Origin of the sequence: Actinoplanes sp. NPDC049598 (genome assembly GCF_040675435.1) — a bacterium.
GTDB lineage: Bacteria > Actinomycetota > Actinomycetes > Mycobacteriales > Micromonosporaceae > Actinoplanes.
On sequence record NZ_JBFAOX010000002.1, the window covers coordinates 62,165 to 81,549 of the forward strand.

14 protein-coding genes are annotated in these 19,385 nt (G+C 69.6%); 5 read left to right on the forward strand and 9 right to left on the reverse strand.

Annotated elements, in window-relative coordinates:
- The first annotated feature begins 167 nt into the window (after window positions 1–167).
- Window positions 168–419, forward strand: coding sequence for a hypothetical protein (locus AB0J66_RS06120; RefSeq protein WP_364656150.1), 252 nt, complete (start codon window positions 168–170; stop codon window positions 417–419).
- Window positions 420–543: 124 nt separating this feature from the next.
- On the opposite strand, the gene AB0J66_RS06125 is transcribed toward AB0J66_RS06120, so the two are convergent.
- Window positions 544–801 carry a hypothetical protein gene (locus tag AB0J66_RS06125; protein WP_364656153.1) on the reverse strand — a complete coding sequence of 86 codons (258 nt, stop codon included), beginning with the start codon at window positions 799–801 and terminating at the stop codon, window positions 544–546.
- Window positions 798–1,031, reverse strand: coding sequence for a hypothetical protein (locus AB0J66_RS06130; RefSeq protein WP_364656155.1), 234 nt, complete (start codon window positions 1,029–1,031; stop codon window positions 798–800). Before AB0J66_RS06130 ends, AB0J66_RS06125 begins: the two co-directional genes overlap by 4 nt.
- Window positions 1,032–1,178: 147 nt before the next feature.
- Here AB0J66_RS06130 and AB0J66_RS06135 point away from each other — a divergent pair, with 147 nt between their 5' ends.
- The gene (locus AB0J66_RS06135; protein ID WP_364656157.1) at window positions 1,179–2,018 is read left to right on the forward strand and encodes an NAD(P)-dependent oxidoreductase; all 840 of its coding nucleotides are present in this window, start codon (window positions 1,179–1,181) and stop codon (window positions 2,016–2,018) included.
- Window positions 2,019–2,128: 110 nt separating this feature from the next.
- On the opposite strand, the gene AB0J66_RS06140 is transcribed toward AB0J66_RS06135, so the two are convergent.
- Window positions 2,129–2,677, reverse strand: coding sequence for an alpha/beta hydrolase (locus AB0J66_RS06140; RefSeq protein WP_364656160.1), 549 nt, complete (start codon window positions 2,675–2,677; stop codon window positions 2,129–2,131).
- A gap of 31 nt (window positions 2,678–2,708) precedes the next feature.
- Here AB0J66_RS06140 and AB0J66_RS06145 point away from each other — a divergent pair, with 31 nt between their 5' ends.
- On the forward strand, window positions 2,709–3,329 hold the full coding sequence (locus AB0J66_RS06145; RefSeq protein WP_364656162.1) for an L-threonylcarbamoyladenylate synthase: 621 nt from the start codon (window positions 2,709–2,711) through the stop codon (window positions 3,327–3,329).
- Between the two features lie 21 nt (window positions 3,330–3,350).
- Here the strand turns inward: AB0J66_RS06145 and AB0J66_RS06150 are convergent, their stop codons facing one another.
- From AB0J66_RS06150 to AB0J66_RS06175, 6 genes are all read right to left on the reverse strand, one after another.
- On the reverse strand, window positions 3,351–4,571 hold the full coding sequence (locus tag AB0J66_RS06150; RefSeq protein WP_364656164.1) for a GDSL-type esterase/lipase family protein: 1,221 nt from the start codon (window positions 4,569–4,571) through the stop codon (window positions 3,351–3,353).
- Window position 4,572: 1 nt separating this feature from the next.
- Window positions 4,573–7,710: a glycosyl hydrolase 115 family protein gene (locus AB0J66_RS06155; RefSeq protein ID WP_364656167.1), complete on the reverse strand. Its 3,138-nt coding sequence runs from the start codon at window positions 7,708–7,710 to the stop codon at window positions 4,573–4,575.
- Window positions 7,707–8,993 carry an SGNH/GDSL hydrolase family protein gene (locus tag AB0J66_RS06160; RefSeq protein ID WP_364656170.1) on the reverse strand — a complete coding sequence of 429 codons (1,287 nt, stop codon included), beginning with the start codon at window positions 8,991–8,993 and terminating at the stop codon, window positions 7,707–7,709. The genes AB0J66_RS06155 and AB0J66_RS06160 overlap by 4 nt, the downstream gene beginning before the upstream one ends.
- A gap of 253 nt (window positions 8,994–9,246) precedes the next feature.
- The gene (locus tag AB0J66_RS06165) at window positions 9,247–10,338 is read right to left on the reverse strand and encodes a lytic polysaccharide monooxygenase (RefSeq protein ID WP_364656173.1); all 1,092 of its coding nucleotides are present in this window, start codon (window positions 10,336–10,338) and stop codon (window positions 9,247–9,249) included.
- Between the two features lie 11 nt (window positions 10,339–10,349).
- Window positions 10,350–13,277, reverse strand: a complete 2,928-nt coding sequence (locus AB0J66_RS06170) for a glycoside hydrolase family 48 protein (protein ID WP_364656176.1) — start codon at window positions 13,275–13,277, stop codon at window positions 10,350–10,352.
- Window positions 13,278–13,293: 16 nt separating this feature from the next.
- Window positions 13,294–15,966, reverse strand: coding sequence for a cellulose binding domain-containing protein (locus AB0J66_RS06175; protein ID WP_364656179.1), 2,673 nt, complete (start codon window positions 15,964–15,966; stop codon window positions 13,294–13,296).
- Between the two features lie 378 nt (window positions 15,967–16,344).
- Between AB0J66_RS06175 and AB0J66_RS06180 the strand changes: the two genes are divergently transcribed.
- Together AB0J66_RS06180 and AB0J66_RS06185 are read left to right on the forward strand one after the other, a co-directional pair.
- On the forward strand, window positions 16,345–17,709 hold the full coding sequence (locus tag AB0J66_RS06180; protein ID WP_364656181.1) for a UDP-glucose/GDP-mannose dehydrogenase family protein: 1,365 nt from the start codon (window positions 16,345–16,347) through the stop codon (window positions 17,707–17,709).
- A gap of 295 nt (window positions 17,710–18,004) precedes the next feature.
- A complete protein-coding gene (locus AB0J66_RS06185; RefSeq protein ID WP_364656183.1) occupies window positions 18,005–19,375 on the forward strand; it encodes an ABC transporter substrate-binding protein in 1,371 nt (456 codons plus the stop codon).
- The last annotated feature ends 10 nt before the right edge of the window (window positions 19,376–19,385 follow it).

A 19,385-nucleotide genomic window follows, 5' to 3' on the forward strand; every position in this document is an offset into this window, starting at 1 on the left:
GATCTACCCGCGCTCGTCCCTGGTTCACCGGCCCGTTCCCCTGCGACCGGCCTGACGAGCACGAGGCTGACGTGCAGCCGGGGCACCACGCCGTAGGTGGTTTGACTCCCCGTGAGGGGTGGGTACACAGAGGACACACCACGACTCGTACGGGGAAAGGAAAAACGATGACCCAGGTGACGACCCGCCGCAGTGGCAGCATCACCGGCGCCCGCGTCTGCACGATCCTCGCGTTCGTCTTCGCCGCCGTAGCCATCCTCTTCGTGCCGATCATCTTCGGCCTCGCCGCCGTGGTCCTCGGCCTCGTCGGCGGCTACCTCGGCGACCGCCCCCTCGGCTGGTACGCCGCCGCGGCCGGCGCTGCCGGTGGCGTGCTCGGCGTCATCCTGGGCGCCATCGTCCTCAACGCCACCAGCTGACCGCAACCGCACTTCACACGGCCCCCGCGTCTCGTCGCGGGGGCCGTGCCCGTTCCCGGACCGGCCGGCGGCCCCGCATGTCCGACGCGATCCGGGTCGGTGGCGGCGACAACGGCGACGGAAGCTAACCGGCCGGCACGACCGCCCCGGTCTTGTCGAGCATGTGGGTGCGCCAGTACGTGTCCCACTCGTCGTCGGTGTGTCTCGGCTCCTGGCCGGGCGGGAAACGCGCGTACCCCGGGGGTGGTTCCTGGCCGTTGGGGACGCAGGTGCGGCCGGTGGAGCCGAGCTGGGTCGCGGGGTATTCGCCGTTGCGGCAGATGGCCTGGTCGGTGCAGCCGGCGACCGCCATGATGAGCAGGAGCAGGGCGAGACGCTTCACGCCGGGGGTTCGATGACCTTGGCCAGGGCGGTGATGGCGACCGCGGCGCGGATGAACTGGTTGTCGGCCAGGTCGCCGATCGTGTTGATGCCGAAGGCCAGGGCCAGGCCCTGCGCCTCCTCCTCGCTGACGCCGGAGAGCGCGGAGACCGGGGCCGCCACGAGGTCTTTCAGGTCGAGGGAACGGTACGGCTCGTCGAGAAGGGCGTCGAGGTTGGCGGTCACTGCCATGAAGGGGCTCCCCCGTCGTGGTCGCTGCCGGATGCCCTGCAGCATGTCACGCGGGCGGACCCGGGCACGTCGCGTTTCGGATGGCGCGAACCAATGCGGCCCGATTGGATCGGTTGCCGCGGCCCGCGGGCTCCTAGCCTCGGCGTCATGACAGTGGGATTCCTCGGGCTCGGCGTGATGGGCGGGCCGATGGCGGCCAACCTGGCTCGCGCCGGCACCGATCTGATCGTCTGGAGCCGTACGCCCGCACGGGAAACCCCGCCGGGGGCACGCCGGGCAGCCGACCCGGCCGAGGTTTTCGACTGCGCCGAAACCGTGATCATGATGCTGTCGGGCGCCCCGGCCATCGACGCCGTTCTGCCGCTGCCGCTCGTCCGTGACCGTCTCATCGTCCACATGGGAACGACGGCGCCCGCCTACTCGGCGGCGCTCGGCGCGCGGATCCGGGCCGCGGGCGGCCGCTACGTCGAGGCCCCGGTCTCGGGTTCCCGCGGCCCGGCCGAGGCCGGCGCCCTGGTCGCCATGCTGGCGGGAGACCCTGAGGATCTGGCGGCCGTACGCCCGTTGCTGGCGCCCATGTGCGCGCAGGCGTTCGACTGCGGCGCCCTGCCGGGCGCACTGCTCATGAAGCTGGCGGTGAACACGTACCTGATCGGCAAGGTGACCGCGCTGGCCGAGGCGTTCCACTTCGCCGCGGGCCACGGCCTGGACGTCGCGTTGCTGCGGCAGGTGATCGACGCCGGCCCCATGGCCAGCACGATGTCCCGCGCCAAGACGGCCAAACTCGCCGACGGCGACTTCGCGGTGCAGGCGTCCGTCCGCGACGTCCTGATGAACAACGAGCTGATCGTGGACGCGGCCCGTACCGCCATGCCCTTGTTGGAAGTCTGCCGTGACCTGTACGCGGAGAGCCTCGACCTGGGCCACGGCAACGCGGACATGGCCGCGGTCGTGCACGCCATCGCTACCCGGCCGCGGGCCGCCTGACCGCCTCCCCCGCCGCGTCGTGCCCTCGCAGCCGCCGCGTCAGCTCCTCGACCGGATCGTGCACGAGATCACCCAGCAGTGACGTCGCCGCACGGCCCGTCGCGGCCTCGCTATGCGGCTGGGCGGCGCAGGCTGTCGATCAGGGTTTGGGCCAGGGGCCACTCGCCGTAGCCGGCGTCGGGGTTGATGTGGCCTACGTCGCCCAGGTCAAGGAAGCGGCTCCCCCAGGCCTCGGCGTACGCGGCGGCGGCGCCCGACTTGTCGTACGGGTCGTTGGTGCTGGCCACCACGATCGAGGGGAAGGGCAGCTTGGTCCGGGGCGGTTCGCGGAACGAGGCGGCGGCGGGCGGGAACGCGGGGCCCGCGGGGTCGGGGATGGCGACCAGCAGGGCGCCCGCGACCGGGGGGCGGTCGGGGCGGGCCGCCCAGTGGGCGACGGTCAGGGTGCCGAGGCTGTGGGCGACCAGGACCGGGTGGTCGGCGACGGCCACGGCGCGGTCCAGGGCGGCCAGCCAGTCGTCCAGCGACGGGTTGCTCCACGACGCGGGCTGGAGGCGCACGAAGGAAGGGTCGGCGTCGAGCAGGGTCTGCCAGTGGCCGGGGCCGGAGCCGTCCAAGCCGGGGACGGTGACGGCGGTGATGCGCGGGGAGTCGATCACGTTCGGCGGCCTCACTCACTAGACTTCGCGGGTGGCGAAGTATTTCGACGTGCATCCGGACAATCCGCAGCCCCGCGCCGTCCGGCAGGCGGTGGACATCATCCGCGGGGACGGCCTGATCGCCTACCCGACGGACTCGTGTTTCGCGCTGGGCTGCCGGATGGGCAACAAGGACGGGCTCGACCGGATCCGGGAGATCCGGCATCTGGACGAGCGCCATCATTTCACGTTGATGTGCCGCGACTTCGCGCAGCTCGGGCAGTTCGTGCAGATCAACAACGCGTCGTTCCGCCTGGTCAAAGCGAGCACCCCGGGCCCGTACACGTTCATCCTGCCCGCCACCAAGGAGGTGCCGCGCCGCCTGCTGCACCCCCGGAAGAAGACGGTCGGCGCCCGCATCCCCGACCACGTGGTGGCCCAGGCCATCCTGGCCGAGCTGGGCGAGCCGCTGGTCTCCAGCACCCTGCTGCTGCCGGGCGAGGAGGAGCCGATGACGATGGGCTGGGAGATCAAGGAGACCCTGGACCATCAGCTCGACGCGGTGGTCGACTCGGGCGAGGGCAGCACCGAGCCGACCACGGTCGTCGACCTCTCCGACGGCGACCCGGAGATCCTCCGCGTCGGCGCCGGAGACCCGAGCCGCTTCGAGTAGGTCAGAGCCGCACAGGGCAGGTCAGAGCCAATGCCGGGGTACCGCCCGGGCCAGGGCGGCGTAACCGGCGGGGTTGAGGTGAAGGTGATCGCCGGTGTCGTAGGCCGGTAGGAGCTGTTCCGGCGCGGCCGGGTCCTGGGCCGCGGCGGCGAAGTCGGCCACGTCGTCGAAGAGGTGGCGCAGGGCGGCGTTGACCGTGCGGCGGGAGCGCCGCCGCAGGCCGTCCGGGTCGTCGTAGCCGGTGTTCCCGCCGAACGGGGTCAGGGTGGCGCCGTAGACGGTCAGGCCGGCGGCGTGACCGCGGAGCACGATCTGCTCGTACGCCACCAGCAGATCGTCGACCACCTGCTTCTGCGCCTCTTCGGTGGCCGCGGCGGTGCCGATGTCGTTGACGCCCTCGAACAGCAGCATCCGGTCGACGCCGCCCACCGCCAGCACGTCGCGGTCGAGGCGGGCCAGCACGTTCGGGCCGAGACCGTCGTTGAGGACCCGGTTGCCACCGGCCGCCTGGTTGAGCACCGCGATCCTCGTACCGCGGGCGAGGAGCTGATCGGGCCAGCGGTCGTTGCCGTTGGTCGTCGAGCCGCGCCCGTCGGTCAGCGAGTCACCGACGATGGCCAGCGCCGGCGCGTCCGACCGCACCTCGACCGCGCTGATCAGATACCAGTGATCGACGGGGACGGACCCCGGCAGGTCACTCTCGGCGGTGCGGTCACCCTTGATGAGGTACGAGGTGGTGCGCGAACCCGGATGCCCGGTGACCGCGTCGCCGCTCACGCCCGTGGCCAGGTAGGCCGAGATGGTCAGGTTCGCGCCGGCGCCGGCCGTGAGCGCGACCGGGTCGGAGACGATCTGCGCGCCGACCGGGATCACCACCGAGCGCCGGCCGCCGAAGGTGAGCGGCTTGATCTGCGAGGCCGCGGGCACACCGGCGCGGCCGTCGATCGGCCGCCCGACCGAGGCGGCGGTGAGCGCGAGAGGACCCGTACCGAACGCATTGGAGAAACGCACCCGCAGCTGGCGACCGCCCAGGGTGAGATGCACGGTCTGCCGCAGGGTCGTGTCGGCCAGCGTGGCGAACGGCGCCGGCGGCACGTTGTTCGGCTCGGTCAGCTGCGGCATGGCGGTCCAGGTGTGGACCCAGGACGTACGCCGTGACGACCGGCCCGGCAGCGCGGCGGCGGCCGGGACCGCCGCGCCACCGACGGCGCCCCCGAGGGCGAGAAGGGTTCTTCTGCGCATGTCAGGACCTCCGGCTCTCGGGCGGGCCGAGGTACGACGGTTGCAGCCCACCCGTGTCGATCACCAGCCGCTGGAGGACGACCGTGGCGTCGACGGCGTGGAACGTCACCGTGTGCCGCCCCGGGCCGGCCAGATCGAAGACGGACGTGGTGATGTTGATGTTGTCCGAGGTGTTGCGGGCCCACTGGCGGTTCATCGTCGTGTCGTTGGCGCCGGTGGCCGTGGTGATGTTGACGATCTGCGGCGGGCCGCCGTCGACCGAGATCCCGTAGCGGACACCGTCCGGCGTGTAGACGCTGTTGCGCGGCGAGAGGTACGCGGAGATCCGCACCGGCTGATCGCCGGTCACCGTGAACGTGTACGAGAGCGACGCGTTCTCCGACCGTGGCGTGAGCCCGTTCCCCGTACGGCCGATGTCCGGCAGCAGCTGCCAGGAACCGGACTTGCGGGTGTAGTGGTCGGCCTCGATCGCGACGTAGCCGCCCGCCTCGAGGAAACCGGCCGGTGCGACCCGCGGCTTCTCCACCTTGACGTCGACCGTGGTCGAGGTGCCGGCGCCACTCACCGTTACCGGCACGGTCGTCACTCCGGCCGGCGCCCGCTTCCAGTCGACACGCACCGCGACCCGGACCTCGTCACTCACCCGGCCCTTGGCCGGCGTCAACCGCAGCCAGGGAGCGGTCGAGGAAACGTCGTAGGCGAACGGCGTGCGGCCCTTGTTGTAGATCTCCAAATGGGCCGAGGAATCCGAGGACCACGGGCTGAGCGACGACGGCAGCACCGGCAGCACACCCAGCGCCGCGGTTTCCGGCACTTCGATGCGCTTGAGGTACGGGTAGATCTCGTCGGGCAGCGCCACATTGTTCAATTCGGGCTGCTGCCACGGCGCGTTCGGGCCGTAGCGGGCCACATTCCCGTACCCGATCTTGGGTTGGGTCTGCCAGCCCTTCCATTTGCCGCCGGCCAGCACCTCGTTGTAATAGCGGCTCATCGCCTGATCCTCGGCGAACAAGGCCTCGGCCCGATCGGCCAGCCGGTTGGTGGCGGCCCGCCCCTGCCCGGCGTACTCGATGTTGGTGAACTCGGCCCGGCGCAGGTCGTAGACGATCGCCGTGTCCTTGATCTGGTAGTAGACGAGTTGATAGAACGCGTCCTGCCACGCTCCTGGCACCCGTTTCCTCACTTGGGTGGCGCGGCGGGCGAGCGCGAGCCATTCCTCGGTCACCCGGTCCATCTCGGCATAGGCGGTACGGCTGAACGGGCTCGCCTCGTCGTTGTAGGTCACCTCGCCGGTGGCCGGGTTCGTGCTGATCCGGCGATTGAGCAACTCCGGCTTGCGGCGGGACTGCAAATGCCCGTACGTCTCCAGAAGGTCGGCAATCGCCGGCGCCAGCGACGGCCCGAAGTTCTGCGCCGCGAAGCGGCGATGCCAATCGTCGAGCGCGCTCACCGGCAGCGAATCCGGATTCCACGCGTAGTCCAGGAAGAACTGGGTCGGCAGCTCCTCGTTCTTCAGGTCACCCACGTTGACCATCCACAGACGGTCAACCCCGGAGGTGTACGCCCGGTGCAGCTGCTCCCAGGTGTTCGTGATGTTGACCGTGTCCGCCCACTTGTAGTTGCGGCCGTCGCCCACGTAGTCGAAGTGGTAGTACAGCCCGTAGCCACCGCTGCGCTTCTCGGTCGTCGGCAGCCGGCGCATGTTGCCCCAGTTGTCGTCGCAGAACACGACCGTGACGTCGTCCGGCGGGCGGTAGCCGTTGTCCCAGTAGCGCTGGACCTCCTTGTAGAGCGTCTGCACCTGCGGCCGGTCGATCAGCCCGGTCTCCCGCAGGATCTGCCGCTGACTGTCGATGATCGACGACATCAGGTCGATGCCGTCCCCGTCCGGCAGCGACACATCGCCGTTCCCGCGCATGCCGAGCGTGATCACACCCTCGATGTTCTGATCCCGCATGCGCTCGGCGCCGTCCCGCCAGTACGCCTTGATCGCGTCCGGGTTGCGGCGGAAACTCCACTCCCCCGTGCCCTGCGGGTGCCGGTTCCACTCCTCGATGCCGCGCATCATCGGCGCCTCGTGCGAGGTGCCCATCACCACGCCGTAGAAGCTCGCGGTGGCATGGTTGGCCGGATCGTCCTCGGCGAACGCGCGCCCCCACACCGCCGGCCACAGATAGTTGGCCCGCGTCCGCAGCATCGTCTCGAAGACCTTCTCGTAGTACGCGGCGTTGAGGCCCCCCGGATAGCCGGGCGCCTTACCCGGCCCGAAGAAGCCCGGCGCCCAGGTCCCGGTGGCCGGGTTCTCGTCGTTGATGAAGAAACCCCGGTACTTGACCTTCGGCGTGCCCTGCGTATGCCGCCCCGGCAGCACATAGAGCTCGCCGGAATGCGCGGCCGGCACGTCATCCCAGAAGTGCCACGGCGAGATCCCGATGTTCCGCGAGACGTCGTAGGCGCCGTAGATGCTGCCGCGCTGATCGCTGCCGGCGATGACGAAGGCCCGCTTGACCCCCGGCAGCGGATCGGTGACAACCTGCTCGACCGTGGTCTCCCACTTGCCGGCGATGGCGCGGACGTCGAGCTTGCCCCGCGCGATGATCTGGTCGATCAGCGGACTCTTGCCGATCGTCCCGACGATCACCGGGTCGCCCGCCGCGCCCCTGGCCGCGGAGCCCGCCCTCCCATGGGGGCCCCCGCCTCTGGCAATTATCCCGGATCCGCCCAAGATCGTGTCAGCAGCCTGTGGATAACCAGCACTGGCCGGCGAACCGCTGTGGACAACTGTGGGCCGGACTCCGGTGACCTTCTCGATGTCGGACTGCAGATCGTCGACGACGCGGATGACGCCCGCGTAGTCGGCTGTGCTCACCACGATCGGCGCCGCCTTGCCCCGGGCGACCAGCGGGAAACGGCCGGCGCCGGCGCGGGTGGCGATGTAGTCGGTGGTGGCGGCCGAGGAACCTCGCGCAGGCGAGGACGATGGCGCGGCGCCCGCGGAGGACAGGCCGCCTGCTGAGGACAGGGCACCCGCGGAGGACAAGCCGCCCGTGGAGAGCGCGGCGCTCGCGGCCTGCGCGGTCCCGGGGACCAGGACGACCGTCGCGGTCAGGGCGGCGGCGACTGCTAACACGGTTCTCATTTGAACAACCTCAGGGGTACGGCCTCGGCCATCGCGGCCATGCCGGCGTCGTTGGGGTGCAGTCCGTCGCCGCTGTCGTACGCGGGGTTGAGGCGCAGGCGGTCGGCCGGGTCGGCCATGGCGCGGTCGAAGTCGACGACGGCGTCGTATTCGCCGCCGGCTCTGATCCAGCGGTTGAGGACGTCGCGTTTTCGTTCGTTGGCCTCCGAGTAGAAGCCGAGCGTGTCGCCTTTGAACGGCAGGATCGTCCCGCCGATCGCGGTGATCCCGGCCGCGTGGGCGCGGGCGATCAGCTGCCGGTGCCCGGCGATCAGGTCGTCGGCCGAGACCACCTCGTTGACCGGGGCCACCGTGCCCGGGTGGCCCAGGTCGTTCACCCCGAGCAGCACGATCAGATGGCGCGCCCCGGGCTGGGCGACCACATCCCGGTCGAAGCGCCGTAGACCGCTGTGACCGAAGTAGGCCGCGAACGTCTCGGCATCGCTCCCGGCGGCCGGGTTTGGGTCGTGCAGCAGGCGGTTCCCCGAGATGCCCACGTTGGCCACGCCGCGTTCGAGGCCGGCCGCGCGCAGGCGGGCCGCCAGCAGGTCGGGCCAGCGGTGGTTGAGGTTGTTCTGGGTGTTGGCGCCGTTGGTGATCGAGTCACCCAGGGTGACGATGGCCGAGCCCCGGTCGCGGACGGCGACGCCCGAGAGGAAGAGATATTGACCGATGGCCTGTACGGGGGTGAGCGTGCGGGCCGCTGTCACGTCCCCGTCGGCGATCACGTTGTCCTGGAAGGCGAACGCGGCCAGCGTCGTCACGGGCGTGCGGGCCGGCAGGAACAGGCTGACCGCGAGGTCGGCGCCGGGGGCCACGCGCAGCCGGACCGGGTCGCTGAGCAGCGGCGCCCCGGCGGGCAGGATCACGTCGGCCCGGTTGCCGAAGGTGACCCGGCGGTCGGTGCCGGGGACGATGGCCGTGCTGGCGCCGGTGCCGGCGCGCAGGGCCACGCGGACGGCGCCGACCCGGAGCGGGGTGGTGCCGAACTCGTTGGTGATGCGCACCCGCAGCTCGTCGCCGCCGGCGCTGAGGTGGACGACGTGGCGGACGGTCTGCGCGGCCAGCACGAGCGGCGGGGTGGGCGGGATGGTGGTGGGCGCGGCCGCCCACGAGGCCACCCAGTCGGCGTCGTGCGCAACGGGCGAGGTGGCAGAGGCGGGGGCGGGGGCGGCCAGCCCGGAGGCCGCGGCGGTGACGGCGGCGCCGGAGGTGAGGGCGAGGAGTTCTCGTCGGGTGGGCATGAGGCTCCTTCTCGGCAGCGGGGACAGCGGCGGAGGTGGGGACGGGAGCACAAAAGGGGCCGGAAGTTTCGGAAACAAATCGAGCGGACCCTCGTAACGTAAAGGTGCTCATCTATGTCGTCAAGACGTGACGAGCCGATCATGGCCAACACATGACGTTGAAACGTTCGCGATAATCGTCGGAACTTTCGTCGTAGGCAAACGCCGACGGCGACACGAGAAGTCTCGTGCCGCCGCCGGGATCAGGGAGGGGTCAGGCCGTCGTACAGGCCAGGTTGTCGACGCTCGGTGGGGCGCTGCCCGAGCCGATCAGGCCGAACGTCGTATGGCTGCCCGCCGCCACCGTTCCGTTCCAGCTGGCGTTCTTGACCGTCACCAGCGATCCACTGCTGCTGGCGGTGCCGCTCCAGGCCTGGGTCAGGCCTTGCGAGCCCGGCCAGGTCCACGTCACCGTCCACTTGCCGATGGCCGCGGTGCCGGCGTGCACCATCACCTCGGCCTGGAAGCCGCCGTTCCACGTGCCCGTGATGTTGAACATCGCGGAGCAGTCGGAGCCGGCCGGCGGGTTCGACGGCGACGTGCCCGGCGTGGTGGGCACCGGCGTCGTGGGCGTCGGCGTGCCGGGCGTGGTGCCGCTGCCCCGGATGCCGGTGACCTCGCCGTTGCCGCCGTCGAAGACGACGTCGGAGCAGCCGTAGAACGTCTCGTTGCTGTCCGAGCGCTGCCACACCGAGTAGATCAGGTGACGGCCGCTCTTGCCGGACGGCAGCTTGGCGTTCCAGTAGTAGTAGCCGTCGTCGCTGCCCGGCCCGCCGTTGTCCGGCGGGTTGGTCACCGTGTCGAACGGCGTGGACTCCAGGTCGCTCCAGGCCAGGGCCCGGGTCGGGCTCCAGCTGTCCTTGGTGATGTAGAGCCGGAACGTGCCCGGGTGCTTGGCCCAGTTGTTGTACTTGACGCCCAGCGTCGCCCCCGTGGTCAGGTGCGTCACCGGCCAGTCGTTGCGGGCCAGGTTGAAGCCGGTGAAGTTGTACGGGCCGCCGGTGCCGCCCGAACAGAGCTCACCGTTGGGGATGAAGCCGTCCATCCGGCCCGCCCCGTCGGAGCGGAGCACGGCGAACCAGTTGTAGAGCGAGGTCGTGCCGCTCTGGGCCACCGCCGCGGCGCAGGCCGCGTTGGTCGGCTCGATCGCCCCGGTGGTGGGGTTGCGGCCGTCCTTGTAGCAGAGCCAGGTGCGGCTGCCGGGCACCATGATCGCGCCATGAGCCTGGGCCGCGCCCGAAGCGATGACGAGACCGGCGGTGGAGGCAACCAGAGCCGTGACGGCGTAGACGAAGAATCTCTTCATTGTCACTCCCTTCAGCCGTTCGGGAACAGGCGGGCGAAGTCGGCGTAGCCGGTGGCGACGTCGACCTGGGCCCAGAACCGGTGGTAGTTGAACGTCGGCGCCGGGCCGCCGTTCAGGTAGGCCTCGACCTTCGGGTAGTCCGGGTCGTTCTTGTAGAAGGAACGGATGTCCAGGAAGGACACGCCCGGCTTGATGGCGTCGCCGTTGGGCATCTTGCCGCTCCAGCCCGGCGGGATGTAGATGCCCTGGCCGGTCGAGGCGTTGTAGGTGTCGTCCATGCGGTTGTAGTCGGCGCGGGTCTCGGTGACCGACACGCCCTTGGCGTCCTTCTTGGTCCAGATCGCGTCGAGCAGGTTCTTGGCCGCGGTCTTGGCCGCCGCGTTGCCCGACTTGGCCGCGTAGTAGGTCAGCAGCTTGGCGAACGACCCCGCCACGCCGAGGTCCTGGCCCTTGCTGGTCACCGTGACGTGCAGGTTGGTGTTGGCCGCGGGCGAGGACGGGTTCCAGGTGGCCGGGGCGCCCGACCACTCCATGTCGGACGGGATGGAGAAGTCGGTGGCGCTGATGGTGCTGTTGGCCAGGGCCCACGGCACCCACTTGTCCAGCACCGACTTCGCCTTGGCGTCACCGGTGGTGTAGTAGTACTCGGCCAGCCGCTCCAGCGACCAGGTCTGCATGCCGAACCAGCGGTTCGACGGCGGGTCCTCGTACACCGGGGCCTCGACGTAGGCGAGACCGTAGAACGTCGGCGTGCCGGCCGGGCGGGCCTGGTAGCTGCCGTTCCAGCTGTTGGTCGCGCCGCCTGCGATGGCGCCCTCGGACGACTGCAGCCACTGGTAGAACTCGAGCTGCCGGTTGAGGCTGGCCTGCCAGTCGGCCTTGGCGGTCGGCGACTTCGGGGCGAAGGCGCTGACGTTGCTCAGGATGTAGGCGGCCATCGGGTTCTGGTAGCCGAAGTGGCTCGTGCTCGAGCCGATCCGCCACGCCCAGCCGGCGCTGGTGTCGGTCGCGCCGCCCCAGGCGTAGTACCAGGACATCAGGTTGTTGGAGGCGTTCTTGCCGGTGCCCGCGGCGCAGGAGGTGGACGCGCAGCCCGGCTGCTTGAAGTACTTGTCGTAGAACGAGTAGCGCAGGTAGTCACCCATCTTGGCCGCGTTGGCCACGGCGGAGGAGATCTGCGACTGCTTGCCCTGCTCGGTGGCCCAGGTGTACGCCCAGTAGGCCGCCTGCACCGCGCGCGAGTCCGCGTCCGGGGCGTTGGTGTACTTCCACTGCTTGGCGTAGCTGGCGTCCTTGGTGAACAGGTCGAGGAAGCCGTTCGGGCCGCCGTGCTTGAAGGTGTCGCAGGACGGCTGCGGCACGGTCTCGAACGTCGACTCCTGCGGGCCGCGCTGGAACGTGTTGATGTAGACGTTCTTCGACGTGCCGTCACCGCACCGGCCGAAGCCGTAGACGTTGTCGACGTCGAGCAGCCAGTGCATGCCGTAGATGTCGGAGGTGCCGTACGCGCTCTTCAGCTCCGAGGCCAGCGGGTCGCTGCCGACCGAGACGCTGTTGTCGAGCTGCGACGGGTACTGCGACGGCAGCGGGTACTCGGCCGCGTAGGTCGCCGGCTTGGACGCGTCGTACTTGTCGTTGGTCGGCTGGTCGGCGTGCGAGGGGATGATGTACTTCTCCATCGTCGCCCAGGCGCTGTTGAACGGCGCCCAGTCGCCCGCCGCGTGCCCGTGCTCGGCCTCGAGCCACAGCCAGTAGCTGAACGCCTCGGAGGTCGTCTCGTGGCCGTGGTCGGGCGCCTCGTCGATCAGCGTCTCGATCGAGTGGTAGGGCACGCCGTCCGGGCTGAAGTAGCCGTTGGCCGGGTTCTTGATGTCGTTGTAGAGCTGGGTGAACCGGGCGTCGGCCGAGCCCTGCTGGGCCACGGTGGCGTTCACCGAGGCCGCGGTGTGCCCGCTCGCGGTGGCCGAGAACGTGGCGGTCGCGCCGAGGGCGGCCGCGCTGGTGGCCGCGATCGTGACGGTCTGGCCGGTGTTCCAGTTCGTCGGCGTGAAGGTCAGCGACGCCGGGGTGGCCGACACCGTGGTGGCGCCGGCGCTGCGGGCGACCGCGACGGTCACGTCGGCCGTGGGCGCCTTGGAGAGCGCCAGTTTCACCGTGGCGCTGCCGCCGGGCGAGACGGTGACCGAGGTGGCGTCGGCCACGATCGCCGGCGTGGTGGCCGCGTCGACGAAGACCGGCACGTCGGCCGTGTTGCTCTTGACGCCGTTGGCGTCGTAGGCGATGGCCTGCAGGTGGTAGGCGGCGGCCTGGCTGGGGACGCCGGTCCAGGTGTACGTGTACGGGGCCGCCGTGTCGGTGTTGATGAGCAGCCCGTCGTGGTAGAACTCGACCTTGCTGACCGAGCCGCCGCCCGCCACCGTCGGCGTGGCCGTGATCGGGATCGAGGCGGGCGCGGTGTAGCGGGTGTTCGCGGCCGGGCTGGTGATCTCGACCTTCGGCGCCGCGACCGCCCCGTTGCAGGGCGCCCCGTTCAGGGTGAACGAGGTCGGCACCGGGTTGGCCGAGCCGAACGTGCCGTTGAAGCCGGTGCTGACCGTGCCGTTGGTGCCGATGCCGCCGTTCCAGGCCGCGTTGGTGACGGTGACGTGCTGCCCGCTCTGGGCGTACGTGCCGTTCCAGCCCTGGCTGACCTTCTGCGCGGCGTCGGGGAAGTCGTACTCGAGCTTCCAGCTGGTCAGCGGGTCACCGGTGTTGGTGATGGCGATGTCGCCGGTGAAGCCGCCGGACCACTGGCTCTGCACCTTGTAGACGACGGTGCAGCCGGGGGCGGCGAGGGCGGGGGTGCCGGCCGCGAGGGCCACGCCGGCGCCGAGGACGGCGGCGCCGGTGAAGGCCAGCCCGCGGCGCAGGCGTCTTCTGGCTAGTTGTCGTGCTCGCACGTGGGGAGTTCCTTTCTCAGGAGAGGGCACAGCTGACGGGAGAGGGGACGGGGTTATTCGTTCCGGCGACGCTGCCGAGGAAACCGAAGGTGGTGGAGGCGCCGGCGGCGAGCGCGCCGTTGTAGCCGGTGTTGCGGGCGGTCACCGCGGCGCCGCTCTGGGTGGCGTTGGCGTTCCAGGCGTTGGTGAGGGTCTGGCCCCCGGCGAAGGTCCAGCCGACGCTCCAGCCGGTGGCGGCCGCCGTCCCGGTGTTCTTCACGGTCACCTCGGCCTGGAAACCCCCCTGCCACTGCCCAGTGACCTTGTACGCGGCGGAGCAGCCCCCGGCCGGCGTGGTGGGCGGGGTCGTCGGCGGCGTGGTGGGAGGAGTCGTCGGCGGGGTGGTGGGAGGAGTCGTCGGCGGGGTGGTGGGTGGAGTGGTGGGTGGAGTCGTCGGTGGGGTCGTGGGAGTTGTGCCCGTTTTGTCGCCGTAGAGGATGCCGCGGCCGTTGGTGCCGAGGTAGACGCGGCCATAGACGTTCGGATCGGCCGCGAGGGCGTCACCCGCGTTTCCGTACTGGTGGGCGTCGTCGTTGATCCGCACCCAGCTCGCGCCGGAGTCATCGGAGCGGAAGACCCCGGTCACCCCGTCGACCGTGCCGACCAGATAGACGGCCGGCTTGGACGCGCCCGGCGCCGCCTTGCCGAAGGCGACGTTGATGCCCGACGTCACCGACGGGATCCTGGTGAAGGTGGCGCCCGAGTCGGTCGACCGCAACAGCCCCGTACTGCCGGCGAACCACACTTCGCCCGCCGCCCCCGGCACACCCTTGAAATGCAGCCGTCCGCTGCTCGGGAGCGATGCCGCCGACGCGGTGAACGTCGCGCCGCCGTCCTTGCTCGTGTAGAGCGTGCCGGCGGCGTACGCCCAGAAGGCCTTGGGGTCGACCCGGTCGCTCTCGACGATCGCCCCGGCCGGCACCCCGGTCGACGCGGTCCACGAGCTGCCCCGGGTCGTGCTGTAGTGCACGCCGGCGCCCTGGGGTGACCAGACCATCGCCGTCGCGTCGGCCCCGACCGCGATCGTGCCGCCGCCGGTGACCCCGGACGGCTCCTGGCCCTGGTACCAGTTCTTGCCGCCGTCGCTGGAGATGCCGATGTGCGGGGCCGCGTCCGCGTTGCCGACCCGCGCGAACACTCCCGGGTCGAGCTCGGCGAAGTCGAGGCTGGTGTTGCTGCCCAGGCTGGGCGTGTCGTGGAAGTTGGCCGGGACGGTGTCGAGCGACGCGTGGTGGAAGCCGCCGATGTCACCGAGCGCGCTGACCAGCGGCGCCCCGGAGGGCGGAGCGGCCAGGTCCAGTACGGCGGTCTCCTCGAGCCCCTTGGCCATCGGCTTGATCGTGACCGTGCCGCCGCTGTCCCAGTTCGTCAGGTTCGCCGAGCCGTACACGGTCGCGCCCGTCCCGTACAGGAACCGGTTGGAGTTGAACGGGTCGATGGCCAGCGTCTCGTTCATCCAGCCGAGCTTCGGGGTCGACTCCGGCGGTTGCGGGTTGGTGTTGAAGTCGAGCCACGGGTTGGCCGAGATGTCCAGCGCATAGCGCTTGGTGACCGACGGATAACCGGCGAAGTCCCAGATCCGGGTCCAGGTGGCGCCGTAGTCGGTGCTGCGGAAGAAGATGGCGTCGGGCCACCAGGAGATCTGGGTGGCGACCATCAGCGTGCCCGGCTTCTGCTTGTCGACCGTCAGGCCGGAGTAGCCGTAGTACGGCGACTCGGAGGCGGGCGTCGGCGAGATGTCGGTCCAGGCCCCGGTGGTCAGGTCGAGCCGCTGCACCTGGCCGGCACTCCCGTCGTACGGGCCGCCGGTGTCGCTGGTCGCGATGAACAGGTAGTTGCCCTGCACGACGCCTTTGTGCGCGATGTAGCCGGTCGGCTGGCCGGGGACACGTTCCCAGGTGACGCCGTTGTCGAGCGAGCGGTAGACCGGGTTCTGCTTGTCGGCCACGCCGACGTAGATCTGGTTCGCCGCGCCGAAGGCGACCCAGGTCAGGCCCTGGTTCTGGCTCAGATAGCCGTTGGCGTCGTTCGGGTCCTGCACGTAGTTGCCGGCGTTCGGGAACGCGGTGACCTCGGCCCAGGTCGCGCCGTAGTTCGTGCTGCGCCACAGGCCGTTGCCGCCTTCGGCGGCGTAGTAGACCGTGCTGTTGTGGTACGGGTCGACGGCGAGCCGCTCCCCCATGCCGCGCCCGGGCATGTTGCCGCCGTTCTTGAACGGCAAGGTGGTGATCTGCCAGGTGTTCCCCTTGTCGGAGGATCGGAGGATGGCGCCGTTGTTCGGGTCCCAGCTGTTGGTGTACATCCCGACTGCCGCGTAGACCCGGTTCGTCTCGACCGGGTCGGGCGCGATGCTGACCACGCCGTTGTAGCCCCAGTTGTCCTGCCCGACCCAGTCGAGCAGCGGCGTCCAGCTCTGCCCGGATTCGTTCCAGCGGTAGGCGCCGCCGATGTCGGTGCGCGCGTAGATCAGGTTCCGCTCGCCCGGGTTGAACACGACGGCCGGAACGAAGCCGCCACCGTCGATACGGACGTTCTTCCAGGCGTACGGATCCACGGCTGCCGCGGTGGCCGTCAGGGGCCGGGCGAGGACCATCACCACGGCACTGAGCAGGACAGCGACAACGGTGGCAGCCAGGGTGGAGCGCCTCATCCGGCCCCTTCCATCGATGCACGTCATAGTGGGAGCGCTCCCAAGAGCGTGAGTCGCCGACATACCGCTGTCAAGACCTGGAAACCGGGAGTTGACAATCGTGCATATTTTGGGCACCGTGCGGGGGTTCGACGCGCCGCGAACGGGCATACCTGCAGGCCTGCGGGCAAGCCGAAGGGCTATTGAGGCCGGTGAATCGCGAAAAAACGTCGGCAACTCTTAGGAATGAACTGAATACCGTACGTCAAGGATTTGCCGGGCGTTTTTCTACGCTGTGTATCATCTGGCATTGTTTACCAGGGCGGCGTGGCGTTCGCTGTGTCAGAAGGGCCGGCCGGCCAGGGCGGCCGCCGGACCACCGCGGTGGAGGAGCGTTTGATGAAGGTTTGCGTTGTCGGCACGGGCTATGTCGGGCTCACCACCGGGGTCAGCCTGGCCTTCCTGGGCCACCAGGTCACCTGCGTCGACCTGGATCAGGGCAAAGTCGACATGCTGCGCGCCGGACACTGCCCGATCTACGAGCCCGGCATGGACGACCTGCTGGCCGAGGCCGCGGCCAACCTGAGCTTCACCACGTCGTACGCCGAGGCCGTGCCGGGCGCGGACGTGGTCTTCGTGGCCGTGCAGACCCCGTCCGCCGCCGACGGCAGCCCCGACCTGCGCTACCTGCGCTCGGCGGCCGAGAGCGTCGCGCAGAACCTGGACAACGACTTCACGGTCGTGGTCAACAAGTCGACGGTCCCGATCGGCAGCGGAAACTGGGTCGACGCCATTCTGCGCGACTCTTTTGCCGTTCGCGAGAACCGCCCGGAAAGCTGCGAATTCTCCGTCGCCTCGAATCCCGAGTTCCTGCGCGAGGGCAACGCCATCCACGACACGCTCTTTCCGGACCGAATCGTCATCGGCTCGGACAATCCGCGCAGCCTCGAGGTGCTCAACCGGCTTTACCGCCCGATCATCAACCAGACCTTCACCGCGCCCAGCTTCGCGCCCCGGCCCGACGACACGACCGCCGTGCCGCTGGTCTCCACCGACCTCGCCTCGGCCGAGCTCATCAAATACGCGGCCAACGCCTTCCTGGCGCTGAAGATCAGCTTCGTGAACGAGATCGGCCAGCTGGCCGGCAAGGTCGGCGCCGACATCGCCGAGGTCGCCCGGGGCATCGGCCTCGACCAGCGCATCGGCTCGCGCTTCCTGCAGCCCGGCGTCGGCTGGGGCGGCTCCTGCTTCGGCAAGGACACCAAGGCGCTGATCGCGACGGCCTCCGAGTACAACTACGAGATGCCGATCGTGCAGGCCGCCCGCGACATCAACCAGCGCCAGCGGGCCATCGCGGTCGAGCGCCTGCAGGACGAGCTGCGCATCCTCAAGGGCCGGCGGATCGGCCTGCTGGGCATCGCGTTCAAGCCGAACACCGACGACCTGCGCGACTCGCCCTCGCTGGACATCGCCAACCTGCTCATCGCCCGCGGGGCCCGGGTGCGCCTGCACGACCCGATCGCCGGCGAGCGCTTCAAGCGGGAGCAGCCGGAGCTGGCGCCCTTCCTGAGCGAGACCATCGACGGCGCCTTCGACGACTGCGACGCCGTCGTGCTGGTCACCGAGTGGGCGCAGTACCTCGAGCTCGACTGGGGCAAGGTCGTCGGGCTGATGCGCTCCCCCATCGTTCTCGACGGCCGCAACGTGCTCGGCCGCGAGCGCATGACCCGCCTCGGCTTCAAGTACCTGTCGATGGCCGGCTGACCTCAGCCAGGCCGCCCTCGTCCGATCAGGCCACCCCGCTCTCGTCCATTCGACGATAACCGAGCGGGGTGGCCTCTTTGCGACTAGGGTCGTCTCTAGGCCCTTTATGGGCCATGACCTGCGGTTCTTCCTTAACCGGTTAAGCTGCTCCGTGCATCGCGGCCGTATCGTTATCGAGTCGATCAAGCGGAAATCATTGCGCAACGTGCCGGTTACCTCTTGACTGTTGTCCAAGTAGCGCTTCGGACGGCGACGTCTTCGGACGTCGGAGGCGCGATTTGACATAGGGAGCGGTATGTTCGGTCAATCTACGAGCCCGCGTTTTCGCCGGGCGGCGCTCGCCGGCACGCTGAGCGCTGGGCTGGTCTTCAGCCTCGCCGCGTGCGGTGGCGACGATTCCGACAGTTCGGCCAGCACGGATGCGTCCGCGTCGGCCATCGACTGTTCGCCATACACCAAGTTCGGCGACATCAAGGGCAAGACGGTCACGATCTACACGGGCATCGTGACCCCCGAGGACACCCCGCACAAGGAGTCCTACAAGCCCTTCGAGAACTGCACGGGCGCCACCATCAAGTACGAGGGTGACAAGTCCTTCGAGACGCAGATCCTGGTCCGGGCCAAGGCCGGCAACCCGCCGGACCTCGCCATCGTGCCCCAGCCCGGTCTGGTCAAGCAGCTGGTCGCGACCGGCAAGGCCAAGGAGGCCCCGGCCGAGACCGCGGCCAACGTCGACAAGTTCTGGGACAAGGCCTGGAAGGCCTACACCACGATCGACGGCAAGTTCTACGGCGCGCCGCTCGGCGCCAGCGTGAAGTCCCTGGTCTGGTACTCGCCGTCGGAGTTCAAGGACTCCGGCTACCAGGTGCCGACCACGCTGGCCGACCTGCAGGCGCTCACCGACAAGATCGTCGCGGACGGCAAGAAGCCGTGGTGCGCCGGCATCAGCAGCGGTGACGCCACCGGCTGGCCGGTCACCGACTGGATGGAAGACTTCATGCTCCGGACCAGCGACCCGGAGACGTACGACAAGTGGGTCAACCACCAGATCCCGTTCAACGGCCCCGAGGCCACCGCCGCGCTCGACGCGGTCGGCGGCTACCTGAAGAACGACAAGTACGTCAACGGCGGTCTGGGCGACGTCAAGAGCATCGCGACCACCACGTTCCAGGACGCGGGCCTGCCGATCACCCAGGGCACCTGCTCGCTGCACCGCCAGGCCAGCTTCTACGCGGCCAACTTCGACAAGGGCACCAAGGTGGCCGAGGACGGCGACGTCTTCGCGTTCTACCTGCCCGGCAAGGACGCCAACACCAAGCCGGTGCTCGGCGCCGGTGAGTTCGTGGTCGCGTTCGCCGACCGTCCCGAGGTCAAGGCCTTCCAGACCTACCTCTCCTCGGACGTGTGGGCCAACACCAAGGCCAAGCTCTCCTCGGGCTGGGTCACGGCCAACAAGGGTCTCGACCCGAACAACCTGACCAACCCGATCGACAAGCTGGCGGGCACCATCCTGCTCGACCCGAAGGCGACCTTCCGCTTCGACGGCTCGGACCAGATGCCGGCCGCCGTGGGCTCGGACGCGTTCTGGAAGCAGGCGACCGCGTGGATCACCGGCCAGGACACCAAGACCACGCTGGACAACATCGAGAAGGCATGGCCTAAGTAGTCACACAGCT